Origin of the sequence: Mesorhizobium sp. M0159 (assembly GCF_040322295.1) — a bacterium.
Classification (GTDB): Bacteria; Pseudomonadota; Alphaproteobacteria; order Rhizobiales; family Rhizobiaceae; genus Mesorhizobium.
The window spans coordinates 1-25408 of record NZ_JAMYTF010000038.1 but is presented as its reverse complement, the minus strand read 5'-3'; the positions used below and the strand labels follow the sequence as shown (position 1 = coordinate 25408).

21 protein-coding genes and 2 pseudogenes are annotated in these 25408 nt (G+C 59.5%); 19 read left to right on the top strand and 4 right to left on the bottom strand.

The features are described 5' to 3' along the window. The first annotated feature begins 134 nt into the window (after positions 1-134). The 3 genes from wecB (at position 135) to NKJ32_RS27005 (ending at position 3136) form a co-directional block, all read left to right on the top strand. On the top strand, positions 135-1277 hold the full coding sequence (wecB, locus tag NKJ32_RS27015) for a non-hydrolyzing UDP-N-acetylglucosamine 2-epimerase (protein ID WP_352622103.1): 1143 nt from the start codon (positions 135-137) through the stop codon (positions 1275-1277). 131 nt (positions 1278-1408) lie between these two features. Continuing rightward, positions 1409-2134 carry a hypothetical protein gene (locus NKJ32_RS27010; protein WP_352829420.1) on the top strand — a complete coding sequence of 242 codons (726 nt, stop codon included), beginning with the start codon at positions 1409-1411 and terminating at the stop codon, positions 2132-2134. A 183-nt stretch (positions 2135-2317) separates the two neighbouring features. Further along, entirely contained in the window at positions 2318-3136 is an 819-nt protein-coding gene (locus NKJ32_RS27005; protein WP_352829418.1) for an aldo/keto reductase, read from the top strand. Between the two features lie 116 nt (positions 3137-3252). Here the strand turns inward: NKJ32_RS27005 and NKJ32_RS27000 are convergent. Continuing rightward, positions 3253-3480 (bottom strand): annotated as a pseudogene (locus tag NKJ32_RS27000) (DDE-type integrase/transposase/recombinase); the annotation flags it as partial. A gap of 650 nt (positions 3481-4130) precedes the next feature. Between NKJ32_RS27000 and NKJ32_RS26995 the strand changes: the two are divergent. Next, a pseudogene (locus NKJ32_RS26995) lies at positions 4131-5012 on the top strand (ISNCY family transposase); the annotation flags it as partial. Positions 5013-5205: 193 nt separating this feature from the next. On the opposite strand, the gene NKJ32_RS26990 reads toward NKJ32_RS26995, so the two are convergent. Both NKJ32_RS26990 and NKJ32_RS26985 read right to left on the bottom strand, forming a co-directional pair. After that, a complete protein-coding gene (locus NKJ32_RS26990; protein ID WP_352578191.1) occupies positions 5206-5712 on the bottom strand; it encodes a flavin reductase family protein in 507 nt (168 codons plus the stop codon). A gap of 27 nt (positions 5713-5739) precedes the next feature. Further along, a complete protein-coding gene (locus tag NKJ32_RS26985; RefSeq protein ID WP_352622100.1) occupies positions 5740-6324 on the bottom strand; it encodes an FAD/NAD(P)-binding protein in 585 nt (194 codons plus the stop codon). A gap of 279 nt (positions 6325-6603) precedes the next feature. On the opposite strand from NKJ32_RS26985, the gene NKJ32_RS26980 reads away from it, so the two are divergent. The 15 genes from NKJ32_RS26980 (at position 6604) to NKJ32_RS26910 (ending at position 24939) form a co-directional block, all read left to right on the top strand. Continuing rightward, positions 6604-8634: a conjugal transfer protein TraG gene (locus NKJ32_RS26980; RefSeq protein WP_352824633.1), complete on the top strand. Its 2031-nt coding sequence runs from the start codon at positions 6604-6606 to the stop codon at positions 8632-8634. A gap of 120 nt (positions 8635-8754) precedes the next feature. Continuing rightward, a complete protein-coding gene (locus NKJ32_RS26975; protein ID WP_352824635.1) occupies positions 8755-9168 on the top strand; it encodes a CopG family transcriptional regulator in 414 nt (137 codons plus the stop codon). Beyond that, positions 9165-10133: a P-type conjugative transfer ATPase TrbB gene (gene trbB / locus NKJ32_RS26970; RefSeq protein ID WP_352824636.1), complete on the top strand. Its 969-nt coding sequence runs from the start codon at positions 9165-9167 to the stop codon at positions 10131-10133. Before NKJ32_RS26975 ends, trbB begins: the two co-directional genes overlap by 4 nt. An 11-nt stretch (positions 10134-10144) precedes the next feature. Further along, on the top strand, positions 10145-10453 hold the full coding sequence (locus NKJ32_RS26965; protein ID WP_352824639.1) for a TrbC/VirB2 family type IV secretion system protein: 309 nt from the start codon (positions 10145-10147) through the stop codon (positions 10451-10453). After that, positions 10453-10725, top strand: a complete 273-nt coding sequence (locus tag NKJ32_RS26960; protein WP_352824642.1) for a VirB3 family type IV secretion system protein — start codon at positions 10453-10455, stop codon at positions 10723-10725. Before NKJ32_RS26965 ends, NKJ32_RS26960 begins: the two co-directional genes overlap by 1 nt. After that, positions 10719-13169 carry a conjugal transfer protein TrbE gene (gene trbE / locus NKJ32_RS26955; RefSeq protein ID WP_352824645.1) on the top strand — a complete coding sequence of 817 codons (2451 nt, stop codon included), beginning with the start codon at positions 10719-10721 and terminating at the stop codon, positions 13167-13169. The genes NKJ32_RS26960 and trbE overlap by 7 nt, the downstream gene beginning before the upstream one ends. Then, positions 13166-13891 carry a P-type conjugative transfer protein TrbJ gene (trbJ, locus tag NKJ32_RS26950; RefSeq protein WP_352824648.1) on the top strand — a complete coding sequence of 242 codons (726 nt, stop codon included), beginning with the start codon at positions 13166-13168 and terminating at the stop codon, positions 13889-13891. Before trbE ends, trbJ begins: the two co-directional genes overlap by 4 nt. Positions 13892-13927: 36 nt before the next feature. Continuing rightward, on the top strand, positions 13928-15250 hold the full coding sequence (trbL, locus tag NKJ32_RS26945) for a P-type conjugative transfer protein TrbL (RefSeq protein WP_352824651.1): 1323 nt from the start codon (positions 13928-13930) through the stop codon (positions 15248-15250). Further along, positions 15251-15982: a conjugal transfer protein TrbF gene (gene trbF, locus NKJ32_RS26940; RefSeq protein WP_031212913.1), complete on the top strand. Its 732-nt coding sequence runs from the start codon at positions 15251-15253 to the stop codon at positions 15980-15982. It abuts the gene before it with no gap. After that, positions 15972-17000: a P-type conjugative transfer protein TrbG gene (gene trbG / locus NKJ32_RS26935; RefSeq protein WP_352829415.1), complete on the top strand. Its 1029-nt coding sequence runs from the start codon at positions 15972-15974 to the stop codon at positions 16998-17000. Before trbF ends, trbG begins: the two co-directional genes overlap by 11 nt. A 10-nt stretch (positions 17001-17010) precedes the next feature. Further along, positions 17011-18228 carry a TraB/TrbI/VirB10 family type IV secretion system protein gene (locus NKJ32_RS26930; protein ID WP_352829433.1) on the top strand — a complete coding sequence of 406 codons (1218 nt, stop codon included), beginning with the start codon at positions 17011-17013 and terminating at the stop codon, positions 18226-18228. Between the two features lie 11 nt (positions 18229-18239). Then, positions 18240-18542 (top strand): DUF2274 domain-containing protein, encoded by a 303-nt coding sequence (locus NKJ32_RS26925; RefSeq protein ID WP_352829413.1) that lies wholly within the window; start codon positions 18240-18242, stop codon positions 18540-18542. Positions 18543-18912: 370 nt separating this feature from the next. Continuing rightward, the gene (locus tag NKJ32_RS26920; protein WP_352829412.1) at positions 18913-22146 is read left to right on the top strand and encodes a hypothetical protein; all 3234 of its coding nucleotides are present in this window, start codon (positions 18913-18915) and stop codon (positions 22144-22146) included. A gap of 55 nt (positions 22147-22201) precedes the next feature. Next, positions 22202-23572, top strand: a complete 1371-nt coding sequence (locus NKJ32_RS26915) for a beta/alpha barrel domain-containing protein (RefSeq protein ID WP_352829410.1) — start codon at positions 22202-22204, stop codon at positions 23570-23572. Between the two features lie 620 nt (positions 23573-24192). Then, positions 24193-24939: a hypothetical protein gene (locus NKJ32_RS26910; RefSeq protein WP_352829409.1), complete on the top strand. Its 747-nt coding sequence runs from the start codon at positions 24193-24195 to the stop codon at positions 24937-24939. Between the two features lie 327 nt (positions 24940-25266). Here NKJ32_RS26910 and NKJ32_RS26905 read toward each other — a convergent pair whose 3' ends face one another. Continuing rightward, positions 25267-25404, bottom strand: a complete 138-nt coding sequence (locus NKJ32_RS26905; RefSeq protein WP_352829431.1) for a PAN domain-containing protein — start codon at positions 25402-25404, stop codon at positions 25267-25269. Positions 25405-25408: the final 4 nt, after the last annotated feature.

Sequence of the window (25408 nt, the reverse complement as noted above, 5' to 3'; positions counted from 1 at the left end):
GCTAGAGGATTCTCGTTGTCCGCTGTGATTGGCCAACACGTGGTTCGCTTAGGCCCTGATGGATGGCCCCCCTATGCAAGTCCTTGGCAACTGCGGTCGCCGGCGACCCCTCAGATTCTTCTGGAGAGACGATCATGTCCAAAGTGGCATTCATTTTCGGTACTCGTCCTGAGGCGATTAAATGCGCCCCAGTCATCAACGCAATGAAGCTCGACCGCAGGTTCGAGCCACTCGTTGTTTCCACGGGGCAGCATCGCGAGATGCTTGATATCACTTTACCGGAATTCGGTATTCGACCGGACATCGAACTAAACGTCATGCAACCTCGCCAGACCTTGTCGCAGGTCACACATCGAATACTGGAAATGCTCTCCGTGCAAATGGAACAATGGGGAATGGACGCGGTGATCGTTCATGGCGATACCGCGAGCACCCTGGCAGGCGCCCTGGCCGCCTTCCAGCACCGTATCCCCATCATCCATCTCGAGGCGGGCTTACGCAGCGGCAACATTGCATCACCATATCCAGAGGAGGCCAATCGGCGCCTCGTTGCCCAGATAACGGATCTCCACCTGGCGCCGACCATCCGGAGCAGCGAGAACCTTATCCGCGAAGGTGCCCGTGAGGATCGTATCACGGTCACCGGCAACACGGTCGTCGATGCACTTCATTGGGCGGCCGAAAATGCTCCCGCCTTCGCCGAGCCCGCACTTGCCGACCTCAAGAACGATACGCGGCGAATCGTGGTCGCCTCAGCACATCGACGCGAGTCGTGGGGTGCACCGATGCACGAGATCGCAAGAGCTCTGGTGCAGCTATCATCCCAGGAGAACGTGCGTGTCATCATCCCATTGCACAAGAACCTGGCAGTGCGCGAAGTCATGTTGCCCTATCTGAGCAACCAGGCGAATATTACGGTGGTGGATCCGCTACCGTACCGGAATTTCTGCAGCCTTATGCTGCGCTCGGACATCATCATCTCGGACAGCAGCGGCGCAGAGGAAGAAGGCCCTTCACTCGGCAAACCGACGCTTGTTTTAAGGGACATCACCGAGCGGCCGGAGGCTGTCGAAGCTGGCACAGCGCGCCTTGTGGGCCGCAGCACCGCCCGCATCGTGAGTGAAGCGACCCGACTGCTGCGCGATCCGGACGAATATTCACGAATGGCCCGGCCCGTGGACGCCTACGGCGATGGAAAGGCGACAACTCGGGTTATCGATGCAATCGCGACATATTTCGCTGCACAGACGGCACGCGAGGCGCGGCTGGTCAGCTGATGGGCACCAGATGTCAGCGGCGTGGCGCGCACCGATCTTTGGATTTCGCTGCGATCCACGCCCTCCCACGAACACCACCATGTCCCTGTCGGACGGACCGGACCGGGCGACGATGGCAAGAGAGGAAGCTCATGGCTAGGCGTAACAACCGGCGAGATCTCAATTTCTCCAACGCTGTGGTTGACGCCGAACTGATTGAGGGCGCTTCGTCATTCGCACTTCACGGGCGCAATATCGTCTTCAACATCGGTGATACCGTCGTTGAGATCGCTGGTAAGCCTCGGCAAACAATCAAGCCATTTTCATCGACCACGCTCATCGACGCGGTCATCGAGAACGCACAGGCAATGATTGTGATCCGTGTTCTCGAGACAGTAGGCGCCAGGGCGAGCACTCTAGGGTGGCCGCGATATGCGGAGACGATCACCGACCCGACCGCGGAAATTCTCGGACTGCCGCTCTACCGCTCATCGCAGGACGACCTTATTGAAATTCGTCTGAGCGGTGCAGCGGCAATGCTTGCCGGGAACCCGGAGACCGACGGCATGACTTTTGCCGCGAAAGCCAATCTTTGGTTTGCTCCGGAAGCGACGGACTGCCTGATCCACAATCTCCATCCATTCATCGAGACCCATGTGCAGATCATGGGAGTGGGACGGATGCAGAAGTTTCAGACGCAGCAGCGGGAAACACTGACCGAAGAAATCCTGATGGCTCCGGGCTTCGCCCAGCCATTCTTCGATTGCACAAGCGATAGTATTGGCGGGTTTCTCTACCCATGGCATCAGTATTACGCGGATACGGATTGCATGTGGCTAGCTTTGGAGCTTCATCCGTTCGCTGGATCGCATGATTGACGTCGGCTCCATCCACAACGGAGGTTGACCACTGCATTATGAAAGGACGTCAGTCGGAGAATGGCCGTGGCAGAGAGGAAGGTGATCCAGTCGATCGATCGCGCCGTGGTTTGGGGACGGCATCCATCTATAGCAGCTCAATGTGCACACGGTTCGCTACGGCGCCTGGGAAAGGAAAGGAAAATGTCGATCTGCTTTCGGCCGGGACATGAACGTTCGTTTGGAACATATCCGCTCAAGGGCGAGGATTTGGAGAAGGCATTTGCCGCTGCGTACGAGGTCGGCTATCGATCATTCGACACAGCTCAACTGTACGGAAACGAGGCCGACTTGGGCGCGGCCATCCGCCAGGCTAACGTCTCGACAGACGACCTTCTCATCACCACGAAAGTGCATCCCGAGAACTACACCGAGGAACAGTTCCTGAAATCGGTGGAGGCGAGTCTGAACGCTCTTGGCGTGTCGAAGGTCGCCCTTCTGCTCCTTCATTGGCCGGATCCGTCCGGGGACAATCGCAAGTCTCTCGCCCTACTTCGGGACGCGAAGCGTAAGGGAATCGCGACCGAGATCGGCGTCTCTAATTTCACGGCCTCAATGATGCGGGACGCGCAATCATTCACCAATGGCGAAATCGCGATCAACCAGGTTGAATTCCACCCGCTTCTCGATCAGTCAATTCTGCTCGACATGTCCTTTCAGACGGGCGTTCCGCTGGCTTCGTTCTCTTCGGTCGCGAGGGGGGAGGTTTTCAAATATCCGCAATTTGGCCAGATCGGCATAGCCTACGGAAAGTCGGCTGCGCAGGTGGTGTTGAGATGGATTCTGCAGAAAGGCGTCGCCGTCAATACAATGTCAACCAAGCCGGAAAACATGCGGTCGAACTTCGACGTCATGGATTTCGTTCTATCTAGCGTCGACATGAAGCGGATCGACGCTCTCACATGCACGAACTTCAGGTGCGTGGACAAGAACAAGGTGCCGTGGACGCCGGAATGGGATTGACCGATTGCATGAGTATGCCATGAGCAACCGCTCTCTGCTTCCTGTCTCTCTGCAAAATCTCCCTGCTCGGTCCCAAAGTTTTTTCTGCGTCATGAAGGTGGTCGAACCGGCCGCTGTCATGCCGCCAGCATGGCGAACTGCTCGGCCAGGGAGGGATTTGGATTGAATGCGTACTTGCCTGTCGCTTGCGCATCATGTGAAGCATTTCGATCCCGGACAGGATGATGCTGGCGGTGGCCGGCGACTTGAAGGCCAGCATCGGCCGCACACGGCGATTGAATGCGCCGATGGTCCTGCTCGATCCTGTTGTTCAAGTATCGACTTTTCCTGATCGTGATCGGTTTCAGCCAGCGTACTGGGCACCACCGACAAGGGCTGATCAATGACTGTTCGCCGGGCCGGGCAATGTCGGCGAAACCATCAAGTCCGGCGACGGCAAGGTGCTTGGCCATTCCGACGTGGCAACTCTGGTCGCGGCCATGGTTGGTTTGGATCCGGCAACGTCGCCCACGGGGATCCGGCATCCAACCCATGATGCGCGGTTTGGCGACGCCTAGCAGGTTGGAACCATCGCTGCGGCAATGCAGCAGTCCTGGATGGCTAATGAAAACAAGTCCAAGATGCCGGAGGCGCGCTTACACCGCACCACCGGGGTCTTCGCCGGAGCCAAATGCAGAAAAATCCAGGCGTGTGCTGAAACATCGTGAGGAATTCGATTTGGATTATGTCAGCTGATAAAACGATCCGAATTCAAATTCGATCGATCAATCAGCGCCCTTCGCCGGGGGGCTGTCGGTCCGCATCGCGCCTGACGGTATGCCGGTGCTCCTACGGCCGCCCTGTTGGCGAGGGCTTTCGGGTCATCGCACTGTCACGCTTCGGCTATCCGCCTTCCCCCTCATGCTCAGCCCTACTCGATGCGGTGGACGCCCCCCCAACGGCATCGCGATGTGCTGTCGTTTCCGACTCTGACACCCGCATCATCAATGGCATTCGCGACTTCGCTTTGGAGCTGATCCGCGAACACTATGTCGACTTCGGTCCAACGCTTGCCCACGAAGAGTGATCGAGCGGCATCAAATCGCCGTCAGCAGAGACGCTGCGCAAATGGATGACGGAGGCCGGGATCTGGACATCGGGCCGTGAACGCAAGCGCCGCGTGCACCAGCTGCGCGGACGGCGCGACTGTCTCGGCGAGATGGTGCAGATCGACGGCTCGCATCACTGGTGGTTCGAGAATCGTGGCCCCAAATGCGCCATGCTCGTCTTCATAGACGACGCGACCGGCAAGCTGCTGCATCTGCGCTTTGCGGGGTCGGAGAACACGTGCGACTATTTTCATGCCGCAAGGCGCTGGGGCAAGCCGCTTTCTTTCTACAGGGACAAGCATGGCGTCTTCCGGACGACACATGTTCGGAGAAGGATAGAAGCAGTGGCCTGACGCAGTTCGGCCGGGCTCTCTACGAGCTCAACATCCACATCATCTGCGCCAACTCCCCACAGGCAAAAGGTCGTGTTAAGCGCCCATCAGACGCTGCAGGACCGGCTTATGAAGGAACTGCGCCTTCGCGGCATCAACACCATCGAGGCGGCCAACGCCTTTGCGCCGGCATTCATGGCGGACTTTAACGCACGTTTTCGCAAAGAACCACGCAACCCGAAGGACATGCGCCGCCCCGATCACGAGAATCTGGTCGGCGCCATGTGCCGCAAGGAGGTCCGCACGCTGTCTCAGGCCCTGACACTGCGCTACGACAAGGTGCTGTTCATTCTCGATCCGACCGATACCGCGAGGCGACTTGCCCGCAAAAAGGTCGTCGTCTGCGACTACCCCGATGGTCGCCTCGAGGTCATGCACGACGGCATTGCCCTGCCTCCTGTCCCGCCATCCCGATGTCTGCCTGGATACGAACTGAGTGGCCGGATCGTGAACTCGGTGGACGAAGGTTTCGACCTTGCCCTTCGCGCGATGGGGCGCCGTGGCCCAGTGCCAGGCTGATGGCGCTTTACATCGCTTCGCGCGGTTTAGCTTAATCAAGCTGTTTGGAAAGGAGCCGAACCCAACAAGCTCACGATGATCCGTATGCGCCGTGATGATAGATCAGCGCCGGGCCTGGCTCTCCGCTCACCACCTGCCGGACGCTGCCGAGGATCAGCGCGTGGCTGTGGCGAATAATCGTGTCCTCGACCGTACAGTCGACCGCGGCGAGCGCGCTGTCGAGTGCCAATGCGCCGCTTGTAAGGCTAGACCAGCGGGCTCCCTCGTAACGCGCCGCCCCCCTCAGGTCACCGCGTCCGGCGAAACGGTCGGCAATCGCCATCTGGTCGGCACGCAGCACATTCACGCAGAAATGCCCATGCCGGCTGATGGCTGCCCAGGTAGACGAGTTCAGGTTGATGCTCACAACCATCACCTCTGGTTCGACCGATAGGGAATGGGCGGTAGTAACGGTTGCGCCCGTCCGTTCGTCGCCAACACCTGCGGTCACCACGGAGACAGCTCCGGCCAAGTGTCGCATCGCAAATTTCAGGGGAATCCGGGTTTCCACTGGGGGAACGCGTTCGGTCAGTGTCATCTGGATAGCCTTATCGTGTTTGCAGCTTCATGACACCTTGTGGCGCAACGCCGTTTGATATCCAAGCCATTCGTCGATTTCAGCGGCGATGCGCTCGGCATGCGCGGTGACTTCGGGAATTCCCATCAATTCGCCAACGCTGCCGCGCGCCAGTGGCCCGCTGACGAAAATGCTGTCGGTCGGGCGCCCGGATGTGCCGACCGCACGGCCTTGACTGTCGGTCTCCAAACCAAGACCAATCGGGTCGAGCCGGACCAATCCCATCCGCTCGAGCGCCGCAATCGCTGTGTTGGTCCGCAAGACATCGGCGTGCGCCGGTCCGGTCGTCACGATCACACTGTCGAAAGCATCGACAACGAGGCTGCGTTGGCCACGCAGCCGCTGCCGCACGCGAATGCATCCGTCTGCCTGTTCGGCGCCGACAATCGATGCGGCGCGATAGGCAAGCCTGCCCTCGGCAACGCGGCGATCGAGCACGGCCGCGATCTGTGGCGCGATGCGGAAGCGATGCACATCCCACAGCGCACGAAGATGACGCACCACGCGGCGCTGCTCGGCTAGCGGCAAGGCCTGCCAGATGGCCTGTCCCCGACGCCGGACGGCATCAAGCACCGGGTGCCAGTCCCCTGACGCTTGGCATCATCGTGGCCCGGATGCGCCTTCCTCACCACACACAGCCTTCTTCAATGTGCCCCGCGCAGATGCCAACATTTCTGCAACCAAACCGCGTACCTGGCACGCCGATAGGTTGCTGCGGCGGATTTTCGCTGTTCGCAGCTGAACAATACCTATCAACCTTGTCATCGCACCTAGTCGCACGTAGAGGCCGTTCGAATTCTCATCGCTCCGCGCGATGTTTGGTCCGTCTGCCCAGAAGAGCGGAGCAAGCCATTGACACCCACGAAGTTGCTGATTGGGCAGATCGCTGTCGTATTCGCAATTGTCATTCTTGGCGTGTGGACTGCAACCCAATGGTGCGCCCACATGCTCTCCTATCAGCCGCCACTCGGCGCGCCATGGTTTGTCGCGGCGGCCTGGCCGGTCTACAAGCCGTGGAAACTGTTCGAATGGTGGTTTCAATTCGACGCCTATGCGCCTGAGGTTTTCGACAAGGCCGGCATGCTTGCTGGAGCCAGTGGGTTCCTAGGCTGTGCCGCCGCGATAGCTGGCTCCCTCTGGCGCGCGCGGCAGCGCGGATTGGTCACCACCTATGGTTCCTCACGGTGGGCCGCGACTCGGGAGATCGAGAAGGCAGGGCTGTTTCAGCCGGCCGGCGTTTTGCTTGGCGAACTGAAGGATCGCTATCTCCGCCATGACGGACCGGAACACGTCATGGCCTTTGCGCCGACACGTTCGGGCAAGGGCGTCGGACTCGTTGTTCCAACCCTTCTTTCCTGGACCGGCTCGGCCGTCATTCACGACATCAAAGGCGAGAACTGGCAGCTGACCTCCGGCTGGCGGTCGAAGTTCTCGTACTCCCTTTTGTTCAATCCCACCGATCCGAGATCGGCGCGGTACAACCCGCTGCTGGAAGTGCGCAAAGGTCCAGATGAGGTCCGCGACGTTCAGAACATCGCAGACATTCTCGTCGATCCGGAAGGCGCGCTGGAGCGGCGGAACCATTGGGAGAAGACCAGTCATTCACTCCTAGTTGGCGCCATCTTGCACGTGCTCTACGCCGAAGAGGAAAAGACGCTTGCCCGCGTCGCCACCTTCCTGTCGAACCCACAACGCTCATTTGTCGCGACACTGCAGCAGATGATGATGACCAACCACCTCGGCGCGGCGGACAAGCCTGAGGCCCATCCCGTTGTGGCGTCGGCGGCCCGTGAGGTGCTGAACAAATCAGAGAACGAGCGTTCAGGCGTTCTCTCGACCGCCATGTCGTTTCTCGGGCTCTATCGTGATCCAACCGTGGCCGCGGCAACATCGGCCTGCGACTGGCGCATTGCCGACCTTGTGGATGCCGAGCGACCGATGTCGCTCTATCTGGTCGTGCCGCCGTCGGATATCTCGCGCACCAAGCCACTGGTGCGATTGGTGCTCAATCAAATCGGCCGGCGGCTGACCGAGCGGCTGGAGGGCGATGCAAAGAAGAGCCGCAAGCATCAGCTCCTGATGATGCTGGATGAATTCCCGGCGCTCGGTCGGCTCGACTTCTTCGAGACTGCGCTCGCCTTCATGGCAGGCTACGGCATCCGCGCTTATCTGATCGCGCAATCGTTGAACCAAATCTCCAAGGCCTATGGCGAGAACAACGCCATTCTCGACAATTGCCATGTGCGGATTGCCTTTTCCTCCAATGACGAGCGCACGGCCAAGCGTATCTCGGACGCGCTCGGTACGGCGACGGAGCTCAGATCCATGCGCAACTATGCCGGCCATCGGCTGGCGCCCTGGCTTTCGCACGTCATGGTGAGCCGCCAGGAAACCGCACGGCCGTTGCTGACGCCGGGCGAGGTGATGCAGCTGCCGCAGGAAGACGAATTGATACTGGTTTCGGGGTTGCCGCCGATCCGCGCGAAGAAACTGCGCTATTACCAGGATCAGAATTTCACCGAACGGGTGCTGCCTTCGCCGGCGCTACGCGAGGGTCCCTACGCGGACTCCCCTGCGTCACGCCCGGACGATTGGGTCGGACAGGTGCGCGGCGTTGACCGCCGTCTTGCTGCCGAGGGCGACAGTACCGGCGCAGCAATCGAAGAGGACGGCGGTCTCCAGCAGCAGCGTCATCCAGGTCTGCCCGAAGACCATCCCCTCCTTGCCCAAGAGCCTGATCAGGAGGATTTGCTCAAGCCTGCTGACGATGATAGCGAGGCGGCTGCCGACCAACGCGTGATGGACCGGATTTCCATCGCAGCACGTGCGTACGGCCTCAACGAGGGAATGGGCGACGACAAGGACATCATTCCCGGCTTCTGAACGGCGCTCAAAGGCAGAGCGCATCTCAGCGTAGATAACGGCCATAAGCAATTTGGGGTGTCTGGCCGATGCTTGTTCCTGCCGCTGGCGCATCAGCGTCGGTCAGTTGGAACGAGCTTCATGAAGCCCCACCGCATTCGCCACCAGTTTCTGCTCGAACTCGAGTTGAGCAAGAGGCTGGATAAACTCAGTCGTGATCCCTCGACCACCAAATCCGCGATCGTGGCAAAGGCGGTCGAGGCCTTCATCGAGCGGCGCGGTGAGAACGAGCTCGATCAGCGCTACGGTGTGAGGCTCGACCGTCTTTCCCGCGACCTCGGCCATGTCAGGCGCGATGTCGAGATGATCCTGGAGAGCCTGGCGCTCTTTATCCGCTTTTCGATCACGCTTCATGCGCACACGCCAATTCCCGACAAGGCAACCCAGGCGATTGCCCAGGAGCGCTTCGACAAGTTCGTCGAGCAGGTCGGGCGCCAGATTGCTTCCGGGAAGGGTGCGCTTGGCAACAAGAACGACGGGGGAGGGGAAGGATGAGTTTTCATCCAGAGGCCGACCACCGCCGCCGCGCCATGCTGCGCACCGCCATGGGGCCGGCGATCACCGAGGCGCTCGCCGATCCGACCGTCATCGAGGTGATGGTCAATCCCGATGGCGCGCTGAGGCTCGACCGGTTGGGCGAAGGCCGGGTCGAAACCGGCGTGCACATGCACCCTTCCGAGGCCGAGCGCATCATCCGGCTGGTTGCCTCCCACGTGCGCGCCGAGGCCCATGCCGGCAATCCGATCGTCAGTGCCGAACTGCCGTCAGGCGAGCGCTTCGAGGGATTGCTGCCGCCTGTCGTTCTGGCCCCGTGTTTCGCCATTCGCAAGCCGGCAGCAAAACTCTACACGCTGGCCAACTATGTCGCCGACCGCATCATGCTGCCACTTCAGGCCGACGCTCTGAAGAAGGCAGTCCGCGAGCGGCGCAACATCCTGGTCGCCGGCGGCACATCGTCGGGCAAGACCACGCTTGCCAATGCGCTGCTGGCGGAAGTCGCTGAGTGCGACGAGCGGGTGATCCTGATCGAGGACACGCGCGAGCTGCAATGCGCGGCGAAGGACTGCGTTGCCTTGAGGACGAGGCGGGGCTCGGTCACGCTTGCCGACCTCGTGCGCTCGACATTGCGACTTAGACCCGACCGTATCATCGTCGGCGAAGTGAGAGGTGCTGAAGCCCTCGACATGCTGAAGGCATGGAACACCGGGCATCCTGGCGGCATCGCCACGGTACACGCCAACTCAGCGCGCTCGGCCCTCTATCGCATCGAGCAGCTCGCCCAAGAGGCCGTCGTCACCGTGCCTCGCCGCCTCATCGCCGAGGCGATAGATCTGATCGTCTTTATCGCCGGACGCGGATCCTCGCGTCGCATCGACGCGATCGCCGAGGTCACTGGTCTCGATGGCGGCGGCGACTACGCCCTCACCCAACTCACGCTTCCGCAACTCCAGCAGTTTTGAGAGGTCACTTCATGCGCAAGAAGATTCGCTTTCTTTCGTCCGCCGCGCTCGCGTTTGTTCTCACCGCACCGGCGTATGCGGCCGGCTCCGGCATGCCCTGGGAACAGCCGCTGCAACAGATCCTGGAGTCGGTGCAGGGGCCGGTCGCCAAGATCGTCGCGGTGATCATCATCATCACCACCGGCCTTACCCTTGCCTTCGGCGACACGGCGGGCGGATTCCGCCGGCTGATCCAGATCGTCTTCGGCCTGTCGATCGCCTTCGCGGCATCGAGCTTCTTCCTCTCCTTCTTCTCCTTTGGCGGTGGAGCACTCGTCTGATGAGCACCGGAGAGCAGCACATCGAGGGCTTCGAGGTGCCCGTCCACCGGGCACTGACCGAACCCATCCTGCTCGGCGGTGCGCCGCGGGCGGTGGCGATCCTCAATGGCACGGTGGCGGCGGCCATCGGCCTAGGCCTGCAGCAGTGGATCGCCGGTCTGGTGCTTTGGGTCGCAGGACACACACTCGCGGTCTTTGCGGCAAGACGCGACCCGGACTTTGCCAGCGTGCTTGTCCGCCATCTACGGCAGAAGGGCTGGCTTGCATGCTGAGGCTTTCGGAGTATCGCGGCAAAGCCGACCGGCTTGCCGACCATCTGCCTTGGGCAGCACTCGTTGCGCCTGGCATCGTGCTCAACAAGGACGGCAGCTTCCAGCGGACGTTGCGGTTTCGTGGCCCCGACCTTGAAAGTGCGACGGAAGCTGAGCTCATCGGCATTTGCGCGCGAGCAAACAATGCGCTCAGACGCCTCGGCTCCGGTTGGGCATTGTTCTTCGAGGCTGAGCGGATCGAAGCGCTTGGCTATCCGAGTTCGAGGTTTCCCGACGCCGCCTCATGGCTGGTCGATGAGGAGCGGCGCGCCGCCTTCGAGGGCAAGGTCGCGCATTTCGAGAGCGTCTATCATCTGACGTTGGTCTTCATGCCTGCGCCCGATGGCCAAGCGCGCGCGGAACGCGCTCTCGTCGACTCCCATCACTCGAGAGGGGAAAGAAACTGGCGCCAGGAGCTTGCCCGGTTTCGAGACGAGACCGACCGCGTTCTCGATCTTCTTTCGGGCTTCATGCCCGAGGTGCGCGCGCTCGATGATGCCGAGACGCTGACTTACCTGCACGGCACGATCTCGACCTGCCGTCTTCCGGTCGCCGTGCCGGAAACCCCGATGTATCTCGACGGCGTCCTGGTTGACGCGCCGCTGACCGGCGGCCTAGAGCCGATGCTGGGCGATCAGCATCTGCGCACGCTCACCGTTCTCGGCTTTCCGAACGTCACCCGGCCAGGAATCCTTGATGCGCTCAATCACCAGGATTTCGCCTATCGCTGGATGACGCGCTTCATCCCGCTCGACAAGACGGAAGCCACAAAGACACTGACCCGGTCGCGGCGGCAGTGGTTTGCCAAGCGCAAATCGATCGTCGCGATCCTCCGCGAGGTTGTGACCAACGAACCGGTCCCGCTCGTCGACAGCGATGCCGACAACAAGGCGCTTGATGCCGACGAAGCACTTCAGGCGTTGGGCGGCGATCATGTCGGCTTCGGCTATCTCACCACTACCGTGACGGTGTGGGACGAGGATCGCCAAGCCGCCGCGGAGAAACTTCGCGCGGTCGAGCGCATCGTCAACGGACTCGGCTTCACCACAATCCGTGAAAGCGTCAATGCGGTCGAGGCGTGGCTCGGCTCGTTGCCCGGCCATGTCTATGCCAACGTTCGCCAGCCGCTCATTCATACATTGAACCTTGCCCATCTCATGCCGCTATCGTCGGTTTGGGCCGGTCCGGCGACAAACGAGCATCTCGCGAAAGTCACCCGGATCGAAGCACCGTCGCTTCTTGTTGCCGAGACCAGCGGGTCGACCCCGTTTCGGCTTTCAACCCATGTCGACGATGTCGGTCACATGCTGATCGTTGGTCCAACTGGTGCCGGCAAGTCGGTTCTGCTTGCCCTCGTCGCTCTGCAGTTCCGCCGCTATGCCGGCGCACAGGTTTATGTCTTCGACAAGGGCAACTCGGCTCGCGCGGCGACACTCGCCATGGGTGGAGAGCACCATGGGCTTGGTGCGGACGGTGCGCTTGCCTTCCAACCGCTGCGCAATGTCAACGACCGGGCTGTCCGCACCTGGGCAGCCGAATGGATCGCCGGCCTCATCGCCCATGAGAATGTCACCGTCACGCCGGAGGTGAAGGAGGCAATCTGGTCGGCACTCACCAGCCTTGCCACCGCGCCGGCGCAGGAACGCACGCTGACGGGCCTGTCGGTTCTGCTTCAGTCCAATGGGCTCAAGGCCGCGTTGATGCCCTACACGCTCGACGGTCCCTTCGGCCGGCTGCTCGATGCCGATGAAGATCGGCTGGCTTTGTCGGATGTGCAGTGTTTCGAGACCGAAGAGCTGATGCACAGCCAAGGCGCTGTGCTGCCGGTGCTCACCTATCTCTTCCATCGTCTCGAGGAGCGGTTCGACGGACGGCCGACTCTGCTTATGCTCGACGAGGCTTGGGTTTATCTCGACAACCCGCTCTTTTCCGCCCGCATCCGCGAATGGCTGAAGGTGCTGCGAAAGAGGAACGTGTCGGTGATCTTCGCCACGCAGTCGCTTGCCGACATCGCTGGCTCTTCCATCGCGCCGGCGATCATCGAGAGTTGCCCACAGCGCATTTTTCTTCCCAATGACCGTGCCGTGGAACCGCAGGCGCGGGTGGCCTATGAGCGATTTGGTCTGAACGAGCGGCAGATAGAACTGGTCGCCCGGGCGACGCCGAAGAGGCAATACTATCTGCAGTCGCGCCGCGGCAACCGGCTCTTCGAGCTCGGGCTCGGCCCGATCACGCTTGCGCTTTGCGGAGCCTCCGACCCGGCCACGCAGACCCTGATTGACAGGGTCCTGTCGGAGCACGGACAGGACAGCTTTGCCTCCCGGTTCCTGGGTGCGCGCGGCCTCGATTGGGCTGCCGAGCTTCTCCAGCAATTCCCTCAACCAGACAAGGAGCAATCGTCATGATGCGGCGCCGCCTTCTCACCAGCCTGATCACCGTTTCCCTAATCGCAAAACCGATGGCCGACTACGTCCAGCCGGCCCACGCCCTAATCGTGTTCGATCCGTCGAATTATGCGCAGAACGTGCTGACAGCGGCACGTTCCCTGGAGCAGATAAACAACCAGATCCAGTCGCTTCAGAACCAGGCGACGATGCTGCAGAACATGGCGCGCAACCTTCAGCGCCTGGATTTTTCTTCCGTCGGGCAGCTCACAGGTTCGCTCCAACGGATCGACGGCCTGATGACCCAGGCCAGCGGCCTGAGCTTCGATCTCGACAAGCTTCAGAACCAGTGGCGTGAGCAATATCCGGAAAGCTACGACGCCACAATCAAGGTCAGCGATGTGGCGAGCGCCGCGCGCGAGCGCTGGCAAAACGCCATGCAGGCGTTCCGCCAAACCATGAGCGCGCAGTCGCAGATCGTGGAGAACGTGCGGGCCGACGGCGACCTGCTTACCGATCTCGTCAACCGCAGTCAGGGCGCGGCAGGTGCCCTTGAGGCAAGCCAGGCCACCAATCAGCTGATCGCGCTTTCGACCAAGCAGCAGATTCAGATCCAGACGCTGCTCGCGACCCAGTTCCGGGCTGAAGCCGAAGATGCTGCCCGCAAGGCGCAGTCCGAGGAAGCCGCCCGCGAGACGACGAAGCGTTTCCTGGGCACCGGAACGGCCTATCCCGGCAACTGATCAGCAGTTCTTCAAGACAACGAGGAAGGCGGCGACATGAACGACCTCGGCGTCATTGATCGCTTCATGGAGACTTTTACCCGCTATATTGATAGCGGGTTCGGTCTGCTTTCGGGCGACGTCGCCTTTCTCACCACCATCCTGATCGGCATCGACATCACGCTGGCAGGCCTGGTCTGGGCGTTCGGCGGCGAGCCCAATGTTCTTGGCCGGCTTGTCCGAAAAGTGCTCTATGTCGGCGCCTTCGCCTTCATCCTGAACAATTTTAAGAACCTCGCCGACATCATCTACCATTCCTTTGCCGGGCTCGGCATCAACGCATCGGCCGGCAATCTGTCCGCCGACAGTCTCCTGCGGCCAGGCCGCATTGCCGCGGCCGGCTTCGAGGGCGCCTGGCCGCTGCTCAATCAAGCGAGCCAGCTAGTCGGCTTCCCCGAGATCTTTGGCAACGCGCTGACCATCTTCGTGCTGCTTCTCGCCTGGTTCCTGGTCCTCATCGCCTTCTTCATTCTTTCAATTCAGCTCTTCATCACCATCCTGGAGTTCAAACTCACCACATTGGCCGGTTTTGTTCTGGTGCCTTTCGCGCTCTGGAACCGTTCGGCGTTTCTGGCCGAGCGCGTGCTCGGCAATGTGATCTCGTCGGGCATTAAGGTGATGGTGCTTGCTGTCATCGTCGGCATCGGCTCCACGCTCTTCGGCGAGTTCGCTTCCGCGCTGCAAGGCAAGGAGCCGGACTTGGCCGCGGCCATGTCACAGGTACTGGGCGCGTTGGCGCTGCTTGGGCTCGGCATTTTCGGGCCGGGAATTGCCTCGGGTCTTGTCTCGGGCGCGCCGCAGCTTGGCGCGGGAGCCGCACTCGGAACCACCGCGGCGGCAGCCGGATCAACGCTCGTTGCCGGAGGTGCGGCGCTTGCCGGCGCGCGCATGGCAACCGGCGGCGGTCTCGCCGCCGTTCGAGCCGGCACGGCCATGGGATCGGCTGCTTCCACGGCCTGGCAGATGGGGCGTGCAACATCGCCCGAGTCCGGCCTCTCCGGCGTAGCTGCTGGACTGCAAGGCGTTGCCGACGCAGCTGGCGGCGCCGCGATGCGGGGAATGCGATCTGCAACAGAACCATTCCGGCGCAGCGCCGATGCCGGCCGCGATGCCGCCTGGACCGCGGCGGGCGGCAAGCCGACCGCATCAATGACCGGAAACCCTGCCGCGTCAGGTGCCAATGCCGCGCCGGCGTGGGCGAGGCGCTTGCGTTCCGAACAGACCGCGCGCGCCCATCGCCACGCCGCCACGCACGCCGTCCGTGATGGCGATCGGGGTGGAAGCGGCGCCAACCCCTCTCTCAATGACAAGGAAGACTAGATGCTCTTCAAGCGACCTGTTCAACGCTACGGGAAGACGCCCCACCCCGTCACACCATACCAGAAGGCCGCCCAACTTTGGGACGAGCGCATCGGCACAGCGCGCGTGCAGGCAAGGAACTGGCGCCTGATGGCCTTCGGCTGCCTCGCTCTGGCCACCGGGCTCTCTGGTGGACTCTTGTGGCAGTCGATGCAGGGCCGCGTCGTGCCCTATGTCGTCGAGGTAGATCGTTTCGGCGAGGCGCGCGCCGTCGCCCCAGCAATCCGGGACTACGAGCCCACCGATGCCCAGATCGCCTGGCATCTCGGCCGCTTCATCCAGAATGTCCGCTCTGTTTCCACCGATGCGGTCCTGGTGCGGCAGAATTGGCTCTCGGCCTACGACTTTGCCACCGACCGTGGAGCCCTCTTTCTCAACGAGTACGCTAAGGCCAACGACCCGTTCGGCAAGATCGGCACGCGCAGCGTCTCGGTGCAGGTGACGAGCGTGGTTCGAGCGTCCGACAGCTCCTTTCAAGTCAAATGGACCGAGCAGGTCTTTGAGCGCGGCAGCCTCGCCAGCACAACGCGTTGGACCGGGATCCTCACCATTGTGATCCGGCCGCCGAACAATACCGATCAGCTGCGCAAAAACCCGCTCGGCGTCTTCATCAATGCCATCGACTGGTCGCGCGAGCTCGACAGTGCCGCGCAGACTTCCGTTCCCCCAAAGGAGCCCGCCAATGATAAATAGACTCTCGTCGCTCCGCACTGCGCTAATCCTCTCGGCGTTGGCTGCGGTCATCTCCGCCTGTGCCTCGAAGCCGGTGCCGCCGCCGCAGATTTCCTATGATGCTGCCAAGTTCCAACCAGCGGCAATCGAGAAGGCGCCGGAGAAGCCCGTCAAGGTCGTGGAAGTGCCGAAACCGCTGCCGCTGCCCGGCCAGTTGCAGCCCGAGCCGGGCAAGGCTGCTGAAGACAGGCGCTCGCCTGAAGAACGTGTCGCCGATGCCAACAAGGCGGCGACGCAGCAACCCTCCAAATATGGCTATGTGAATGCGGTGCAGGTTTACCCCTTTGCCGAAGGCGCGCTCTACCAGCTCTATGCAGCACCGGAGCGCGTCAGCGATATCGCTCTGCAGTCAGGCGAGAAACTCCAATCCGTGTCGGCCGGCGATACAGTGCGCTGGGTAATTGGCGACACCGTCAGTGGCTCCGGCGATGATCAGCGCACCCATGTGCTGGTGAAGCCCTTCGCGCCAGGACTTGCCACCAATCTGGTGATCACCACGGACCGGCGAAGCTATCACCTGCAGCTTCAAAGCACGGATAAGACCGCCATGGCGGCAATCTCCTGGACCTACAGCGAGGACCAGATCATCGCGCTACGCCGGCGCAATGCGCAGGCCGAGGCTGCTATGCCAGTGGCGTCGAATGTGGCTCTCGAAAATATTCGCTTCCGCTATTCGATTACTGGAGACATGCCGCCCTGGAGGCCGACGCGCGCGTTCGATGATGGCAGCAAGGTCTACATCGAGTTCCCGCGCCGCATCGATCAGGGCGAGGCCCCGCCGCTCTTCATCGTCGGTGCTGACGGGGACAACCAGCTCGTCAACTACCGCATACGGGGCAACTATTACATCGTCGATCGCCTCTTCGCCGCGGCCGAACTGCGCCTCGGCGCCAAGCAGCAGCAGGTGGTGCGCATTACGAGGACCGACGGCAGGCAAGCGCCGCGGGGGATATTGCTCTTTTCGCGTTCCAGCAGGTGAGGGACGGCCCATGACGGATACTTCCCGCTCCGATGCTCCACCGAAACTCGATCCTGAACAGCTGCAGCTGCGGGCCTCGCCTCGCCGCGCTGTGCGCTTCAAGCGCGGCATTATTGTCGCCATTGCAGCTGTTGGTTCCGGCACCGTTCTAGGCGTCACCATGATGGCGCTGCAGGGACCGGCGCTGCGCATCAAAGGGCAGGCTGAAGAGCTTTACAACACTGAGCGGAAGCCAACCGCGGAGGCAATTGAAAGGTTGCCTAAGGACTATTCCGGGATCAAGCCCAAGCCTCCGGTGCTTGGACCACCGCTGCCCGGCGACCTCGGCCGCCCCATCCTTGAGCACCAACGCCAGCTGGGCATCGCGCCGGGCCAGGAGGTTTCGGCGGAGGAGCAGCGCCTTGCACAGCAGGCGATCGAGGCGCGCGAATCGCAAGTCTTCTTCCGGATCGAAAATCGACCCCGGCAAGCGGATGCCGCCGGCAACGGGCAGGGCGGGCGTCCACCCTTTGAGGCAACGGCTCCACAATCCGATGCCGCACGCGATTCAGCTTCCGTAGCACCGGCCGAGGGCGACCAAAACAATCAAGAGCGCAAGCTCGATTTTGTCAGCCAGCGGAACACAAGTGGAATCTATAATCTGCATGCACTGCAGACGCCGGCTTCGCCGTATCAGCTGATGGCCGGCAGCGTCATCGCAGCGAGCCTGATCACTGGCATCAATTCCGACTTGCCCGGCCTCGTCGTCGCGCAGGTCACCGAGAATGTGCACGACACAGTCACCGGCAGTACCTTGCTCATTCCGCAAGGCTCTCGCCTGATTGGCGCCTATGACAGCGTCGTGGCCTTTGGACAAAGGCGCGCGCTGCTGGTCTGGCAACGGATACTGCTGCCCGACGGCTCTTCGATCGAAATCGACAATCTGCCGGCAACAGACACTGCCGGCTATGCGGGGCTTGAGGACAAGGTGGATTTCCACACCTGGCAGCTGATCAAAGGCGTTGCGCTGGCCACGTTGCTAGGGGTCGGCACCGAGCTGAGCCTCGGGGAAGACGAAAGCGACCTCGTCAAAGCAATCCGCGAATCCGCTCAGCAGAACGTCAGTCAAGCTGGCCAGCGCATCACCGAGAAGAATCTCAATATCCAACCCACCATCACTGTCCGGCCCGGTTGGCCACTGCGCGTCATCGTGCGCAAGGATCTTGTGCTGCGGCCGTACCCGAATTGACTGGAGTCATCATGACCAATCTGAAACTCGCCAAACTTCCGGACCGGACTCCTTCGAAGATCACCATAAGCGTAAGTGCAGACCTGAACCAAGCACTGAAGGACTATGCAGCGCTTTATCGTCAGACCTATGGCGAGTCCGAATCGGTAGCGGAACTCATCCCGTTCATGCTGGCGGAGTTCCTGGAGAGCGATCGAGCGTTTGCCAAGGCCAGAAAGGAAGGGCTCCCTGTCGTCGACAAGGCAGAGAAATCGCGGCGGCAGCCAATTTCAGGGTCCGCAGCGACCAGTGAGTCCGAGGGGGCACCTTTCTAGGCGGGCAAATGCATTGAAGCATTTTGCCGGCGACAAGCCGAAACATAGGGCACAATAGACGAGCTGATCTGCCCCGAACCAATGCCGGCTCTGCGCCTAATCCCGGTCATTCCGCCGGCCCCTGCCGTCCTCCAGAAGCGACGGACATCGCTGGTGGTCAATGCCATGGGCGAGTTTGCGCCTCATCCCTGGCGTTGGAGCTGGCCTTAAACCTTCCTCTAGGCAGACAACTGGAAATGACGACACGGGTCTTCATCGACACAGAAAAATTGAGGGATGGACGCATGGGCTTGTCCACATCGAAAGTGACTGATGTTTACTCGATAGGATGACAATTGGCGGACTTCCCATCTATTTGTTAAGGATGGAAATGAAATCAAAGCCCAGCGAAGTCGCCGATGATTCCATGCAATTGGGGATGTCGCCTTCGCAGTTCATGCGGCAGCTGCGTCCGGAGTATTATTCCGACACAAGTGACAGGTCAGCGTATGTGCTCGATGGGCCAACGCTGAGCTTCCACCTCGACACCATAACCGACCGCAACCAAACGCAAGGCTTCGAGCTTTTCTGCCGAAAACTTTGCGAGCGCGCAATTTGCCCCAACCTTCGCCCTCAAACCGGTCCTGAAGGCGGCGGTGACAGCAAGGTCGATAGCGAGACTTATCCCGTCAGCGACGAGATAAGCCAGACCTACATCGGCGACTTGAAAGCAGCCGGTGAACGCTGGGCATTTGCCTTCAGTGCTAAGAAGACCTGGGCAGATAAAGTGCGCAAGGACGTAAAGGGCATCATAGATACGGGCCGGAAATATGACCGTATCATCTGCGTAACGAGCCGTCCGGCAAGATCGAAAGACCGCGCGCGCCTCGAAGATGAGCTTCTCGACACAGGTGGTGTTTCAGTCACGATCCAAGATCGTTCATGGATTGCCAAGGAAATCATAGAGAACGACCGGAAAGATATTGCCTTCAATTACCTCGGGGTCGGACAGGAAATCACCGACCGGCTTCGGCTAGGTCCGGCGGACTATTCGAGAACCCAACAGCTTGAAGACGCGGAAGCCGCGCTGAGCAACCCTGAGGCATTCACTGGTCTGGAGGTTCAGCGGGCGTCTGAAGCACTTATCGCCGCCAAACTTTCCCGTGGATTGGAACGGGCTCGTACAGATACAGACGGCAGATTCCTTCGCGCGATCCGGTTCGCGAAAGATGGAGGCACATTCAGACAGCAACTCGAAGCCCGATACGAATATTTGTGGACCGCTATCTGGTGGTATGACGACCTCGCTCTCGCCAATGAATCATATGACGATCTGGCAGATTTCGCTCTGAAGGCGGATTCAGCGAAGAATGTCGAATTCCTCTGCAACCTCATGCAAGCGTTTTGCAGCGCTGTCATCCACGGTCATCTGACGCGAGAGGATGTAAAATTCGATGAAAGAACGAACGCGCTCATTGCCGCCTTGGAAGACATGGCGGCTGATCGGAATCGACCGAACAACAGGTTGGAATCGCAGATTTCCCTTCTTCTTTTGAAGATGAATATTGAACTGCTTAATTCAAATCGCGAAGCGCTGTCGGAGATATGGAAGTCGTTTTCGGAAGTTCTGGTTGATGCGCGCGGGTTGGGTGAATTCGATGCCGAGCGCTTCATCAAATTAGTCGGCGTTACGGGAATGATTGCCGTTTCTGACCCGTCTTACGGTCAGCTAGTTGAGGACGTTGCCGCTTTTGTATCGGAAAGGAAAAGCGAGGGAGAAGGTGCTCTGATCCTCCTTGCTCGCGCCAGCAAGCTCGATCTTACGAAGCCCTTCGAGATCATAAGGCTCGCAGGTAAAGCAGCGATTCAGCTCACCAAGAAAGAATACGCGGACAGTTTGATCGAGGCTCTGCGCCTTCTGACACTTGCCTACCGTAGTGCGGGCATGCTGTGGGCTGCACGGGCCAGCTGTATTTTCCTCGCTGCTTCCCTTGTGATAGAGGGCGAGGAAGAGAGTGAGATTCCGGTTGCCTTTATCCCAACGATGAAGATGTTCGCGTGGATTGCGCTCGAACTTCGGTGCGTTCCGGATTTCTTGAACGCCATCAGATTATTGAACGGGTCTCTCCGTTCTATTCCGCTAACCGATGAATCCAAAAAAGCGCTCTACAACGAAATTCGCGAGTTAGAGTACGCGTTCGCTTGCCAGCTTTTGAACCTCGACGACGAACAGTTGGAAAAGCTGGAAGCTCTTCCTGATGTACTTGAAGCCCTAGGGCTCATGTTGGCTAGGTCGGCTTTGCTTTTCGCATTGGGTCACCGTGAACTGTTGCGATTAGATGGCAGCCTTCCTCCCGAGGAAAGTGATGAGGATATTGATCGGATGTTTTCGATCCTCATGAGTCAGCCAGTGGCAGATTCTATCGCTGGCGTCCTTGTCCTGAATGGGGACAAGCCGGAAACAATATCCACGTCAATCATGGGAATGCGGATCGACGTTGCTACTTTGGGGAATGAAGCGAGTTCGCTTCTTGCACAGACATTGGTTGGAGCGTTGGAGGCGTTTTTCGCGACCGCACTCGATGCGGATCTAGTTCCACACACCGAGATAGTGGAAATCACTCTACAATTCACTGAAGATGGCGCCGCGCCTGTTTTCATATTTGACCCGATGACGATGAAGAGCAAGTTGCATTGGCCATTGGGTTTGTCGCTGACCAGCTTCGACAATCAGCGCGTCGTTCAGGATTTGCTTGCCGTGGTAGCTTCCAGAATTCTTGCCACCGCTTTCTTGATCCAGCGGCCAAAAGACTTCATCGAGCAATTGTTCGTGGGTGAGGCGATCATGAACCGCGCCACAATGGTTGCTGTAAGCCCGAACAGTTATCACCGCGTGCTGAACGAGCACATAGGATCGCTTAAAAACTGGAAGCGAGACGGGCATCGCTCTTATTCCGCAGGTGAAAGACCGTCGCTCCCACGCATAGATTTTCACCAAGAGGAAGAAACAGAATCCTCCCATGAGAGGCCCGTCCGAGAGGGGCCACCCAAGATCACCGATCATCGTAAGATGGGGATCAAATCCGTGATCGACATCCATTCCTGGGATGAGGCAACGTGGAGAGGCACTGCCTATATACAGTTTGACCCACGGGTTCCGCCCGCCATGGCTTTGCTGTTCGAGAACAGAGCCGCTGCCATAAGCATATTCGAACGTTGGCGGGAACGTGTGGGCGAAGAAGACAAAGACGAAGCGATCAGAATTTCCATCATCAGAAATCTACCATCGCAGCCTCCGTGCCACTATACAGTGATGATAACTGCCAACCCCGATAAGGAAGATTTCAAGAAGCAGGACACGGTTATTATCGCGTCACGCATGAGGACGATGCAACCCGATGATGATGTGAACCTACAAAGGTTCCTGAGATCATATGAGCATTTCAAAGCTTACCTGCTAATGCCCGCGATTTTCGATGGAGCGGGGGCACCGGACCCTCTTTCCGAGCTGACCATTCTCAAGCGGGAGATCATAGTACGAAATGCCGACGATGTCGGGGAACATGATGTGGACCATATGGCCCTGCGTAGCCACCTTGCACCGCCTCGCAAGCCAAAAGATTAGAAACCTTTTCAGCAGCCGTGGGAACTTAGCGCCAAGCAAATTCGACGAAAGTTAGATGCCATACGTCGAGGACGGACAAATGCTGGAACGTTCAAGAATTCGGCCATTGTCCGAGGATCGGGATATCGATTTCGTTATCACTCAGGCCGGCGGTGGACGAGCACACGAAGATTCGGATCGGAAAGATACCAGAAACTCGGATTACCTCCTTGGGCAATCAATAATCGAACTCAAGCTGCTCGAGGACGAACGGCTCGAAAAGCCCGAAACCCAGGCGAAGATCGGTTCCCTGTTCGGAGCGCTCCAACCGGATCGCCCGGTGGTGGTGATCGATCCGACAATAATCGAGTTCAACGATCGGCACGCGTACGCGTCAATCATGCAAGGGCCGATCAAGGGTGTCGTGAGGTCGGCAAGAGGACAACTGAAGCAGAGTCGCAGAGAAATCGGCGGAGGCGCCACTACGGTCCTTTTCGTCATCAACAACGGCTTCAACGCGCTCACTCACGAGGAGCTTTTGGATCACGTCGTGAGGCGGGCGCGGAACGACACCGATGAAATCGACGGGGTTGTGGTCGCGGGGTGCTATCTTCATGGAGACGGGTTCGACACCTTCGCTCTGTGGCCGATAGACTACGTGCTGATCCGCGAGGAACGCCCATTTTCGGAATTCGAAGCCCTGAGGTCGGCTTGGAACAAGCTTGCCGATCGACATATGACCGAGTTCGTAAGAGGCGAGCATGGTCCGGCGGCGGCGAAGGAAGCTCAGACCGACATCGTGTTCGAGTGGGAAGGGCGTACCTTCGTAAAGCCTGCAACACCTATCGGTGCCAAGAGCGCGTTCTTCGGAGCTCGGCGGCCGAGGCTCCACCATCTTCGCTTCGAACGTGTGAAGCACGTGGCTTTGACCGTTCCGCGGCTTTCGCCAGCAGAATACCGCCGAGTCAGAGCCGCGCTGAAGGACGAACCGCTGTTGGAAAGTTTGGACACCTGGAACGATCATGTCGGCGAGGCGCTCTCATACGGTACGCCTCTCAAACCGGTGGTCCCGGTCGCGGTTTCACGGGGCGGCTGGGAGGCATGGAAGCGTCGCAATCCAGGCTCCTCGGGATTGGACTCTCTGCGAGCCGCCGCGAATGTCCGCTACGGTGTTGAAGCCAGCAGGTTGGTACATGCAGCAAAGGAGCTCCATTCGGGCACCGTCGTTCCTCAAAGGTACATCGCTGTGGTCACTGAACTGATCGGACAGGACGAAAACAATGACGTCTCACGCATCGGCGTTTGTACCGGCGGAGATGTCGAGTGGATCGTTTTGAATGCCAGAGTTCCACATTTTGGAGCTTTGGCTTTGGCTGCCGCTCATGCACTACGTCTTGGCCTGACCAACATTCTCTGGAGACACGACCTGAGATATGCCTGGGTATAGGTTGCGGGCAATTTCTTCTCTGACCTGGGTAGGTCCCAAGCACGCGTCCAACTTCCGTTGTTATAGCGGACTGACAGCTTTCGGCCCATAGGCTGCCGGGCGGCAATGCGCCTAATATCAGACGTAGAGCCAACCGCCTCGTGATCTCAAAGGCGGTCATTGAGCGGTCAGTTGAGGTGGCTGAGGCACCGGTTGCCCCGCCGCTACCGTCCGGGTAAACTCTGGGTCTGAGATTTGACTGTCGGCCATTCATCTTGGCTTGTGCCAGAAGTCTCGCAAAGGTCTTTCCAGTCCTTTGTGCCAATGTCCTTCACGATCTATGATCTGGCGAGGGCGTTTTCGTTTGTATTAAAAAGACAGATATCGATTTTTTAGGTATTTATAAGGCTTGCTGTTGCCAATCCAAGTAGCGCCGTTAGCAGCTCAAACGCATGGGTTGCTAGATCAATCATAGGGATATTCTAGGCGGCTGGCCGGAATAACGCAAGACCATACCGCCAGACCATACCGCCTGCCGCGCGCCCGCTAGGTCTGAATGGCCTGAGTTTAGACGCGTGATGCCCAAATGACAGAGAGTTCACAGCTGACTACAGTGCCGAGCTGGCTCTTGGGAAACTGTTATGATCATCGACCAGAAGCATCCCATCTCTTGGTCACTCGTCGAGCGCGGCGCAGACGGCCGGAAAGTGATGAAGGACCCCGCACTCACAAAACCATTCCTCTACCATATGCTCGAATGGCGTTACGCCAAGCTGATTTTCGAAACTAACAAACTGCGGCTCTCGCCCGTCCGATGTTGGCAGCACCCCTATGAGCGGTGGTGGTGCGATGGTCTGTTCAATCGCCCCGGTCCCCTGTCGGGGTTTCAACCGTACGGCTCGTGTTGGACCACAGGTGCACATGACGAACCGCGTTGGCGAATGGCAGGCTTTGGTCCCGACAAGGAAACTCCTATTGTTCGAATCCGCTGTCGGGTGGACGCTATGGTGAACGCGGCAAAAGGCCTCCTCAAGAACAGCGCCGGCTCCGCTTTTCTAGGCCGCGTCCAATATCGTGGCGAGAGAACTCTTGTTCGTCTGGCGCAGTCGGTCGCAGAAGGATCGAAGAAAGAAGTTACCCGGATGGCCGCGACCATGCTGTTGCACAAGCGGCGTGCCTTCAAGTTCGAAGACGAGGTGAGACTCCTTTGGCTGGACAAGCAGGCATTGAGAGAGGGTGTCTATATCGACATCGAGGCGAAGACGTTCATCGACCAAGTGATGATTACACCTCACGCAAGCCCCGCTGAAACGGCGAACATCAAACGGGAGATGAAGCCTTTTGGCGTACCTTGCCTCTCGTCTGGTGTGTTGAAGTCGCCGCGTTAGGCGCGGTCCGCGAATCCTTGTGCCACGCAGTTCGTCACCACCTTCAATCTTCAATCTGCGACGGTCGCTCGCGCTGCGCTATGCCAAAGGCTCCGCGCCAGCGCCCGTCGCTTCACCCGCCCAGCAGGGCACAACCCACGCCGGAAACGATCTCAAAACTGGATAGAAACTGGGGGCAACGTCAGCTCCACTTTGCATTCTGTTAGAGCTTCGTCGAAGAAGATTCCTACCGCTAACCCAAAGGCTGTCGTGGAATTTTGCTAGCCACTTTCTTTGCAAGCGGCTTGGCTTCAATCGCTCCTTGAGGATAGGTGCTTTGCTTCAACTTTAGTTGGCGACGCTCTTGATGCCAGATGCGACCGCTGCGTTATCAGCGGATTGGGATATGCTGTTGAAAAGGACACACGCACTTTCTTTTTTGCGGAAATTGAACCCTAAGCAGGATTTGTCGTTTGCACATTGCAGTATG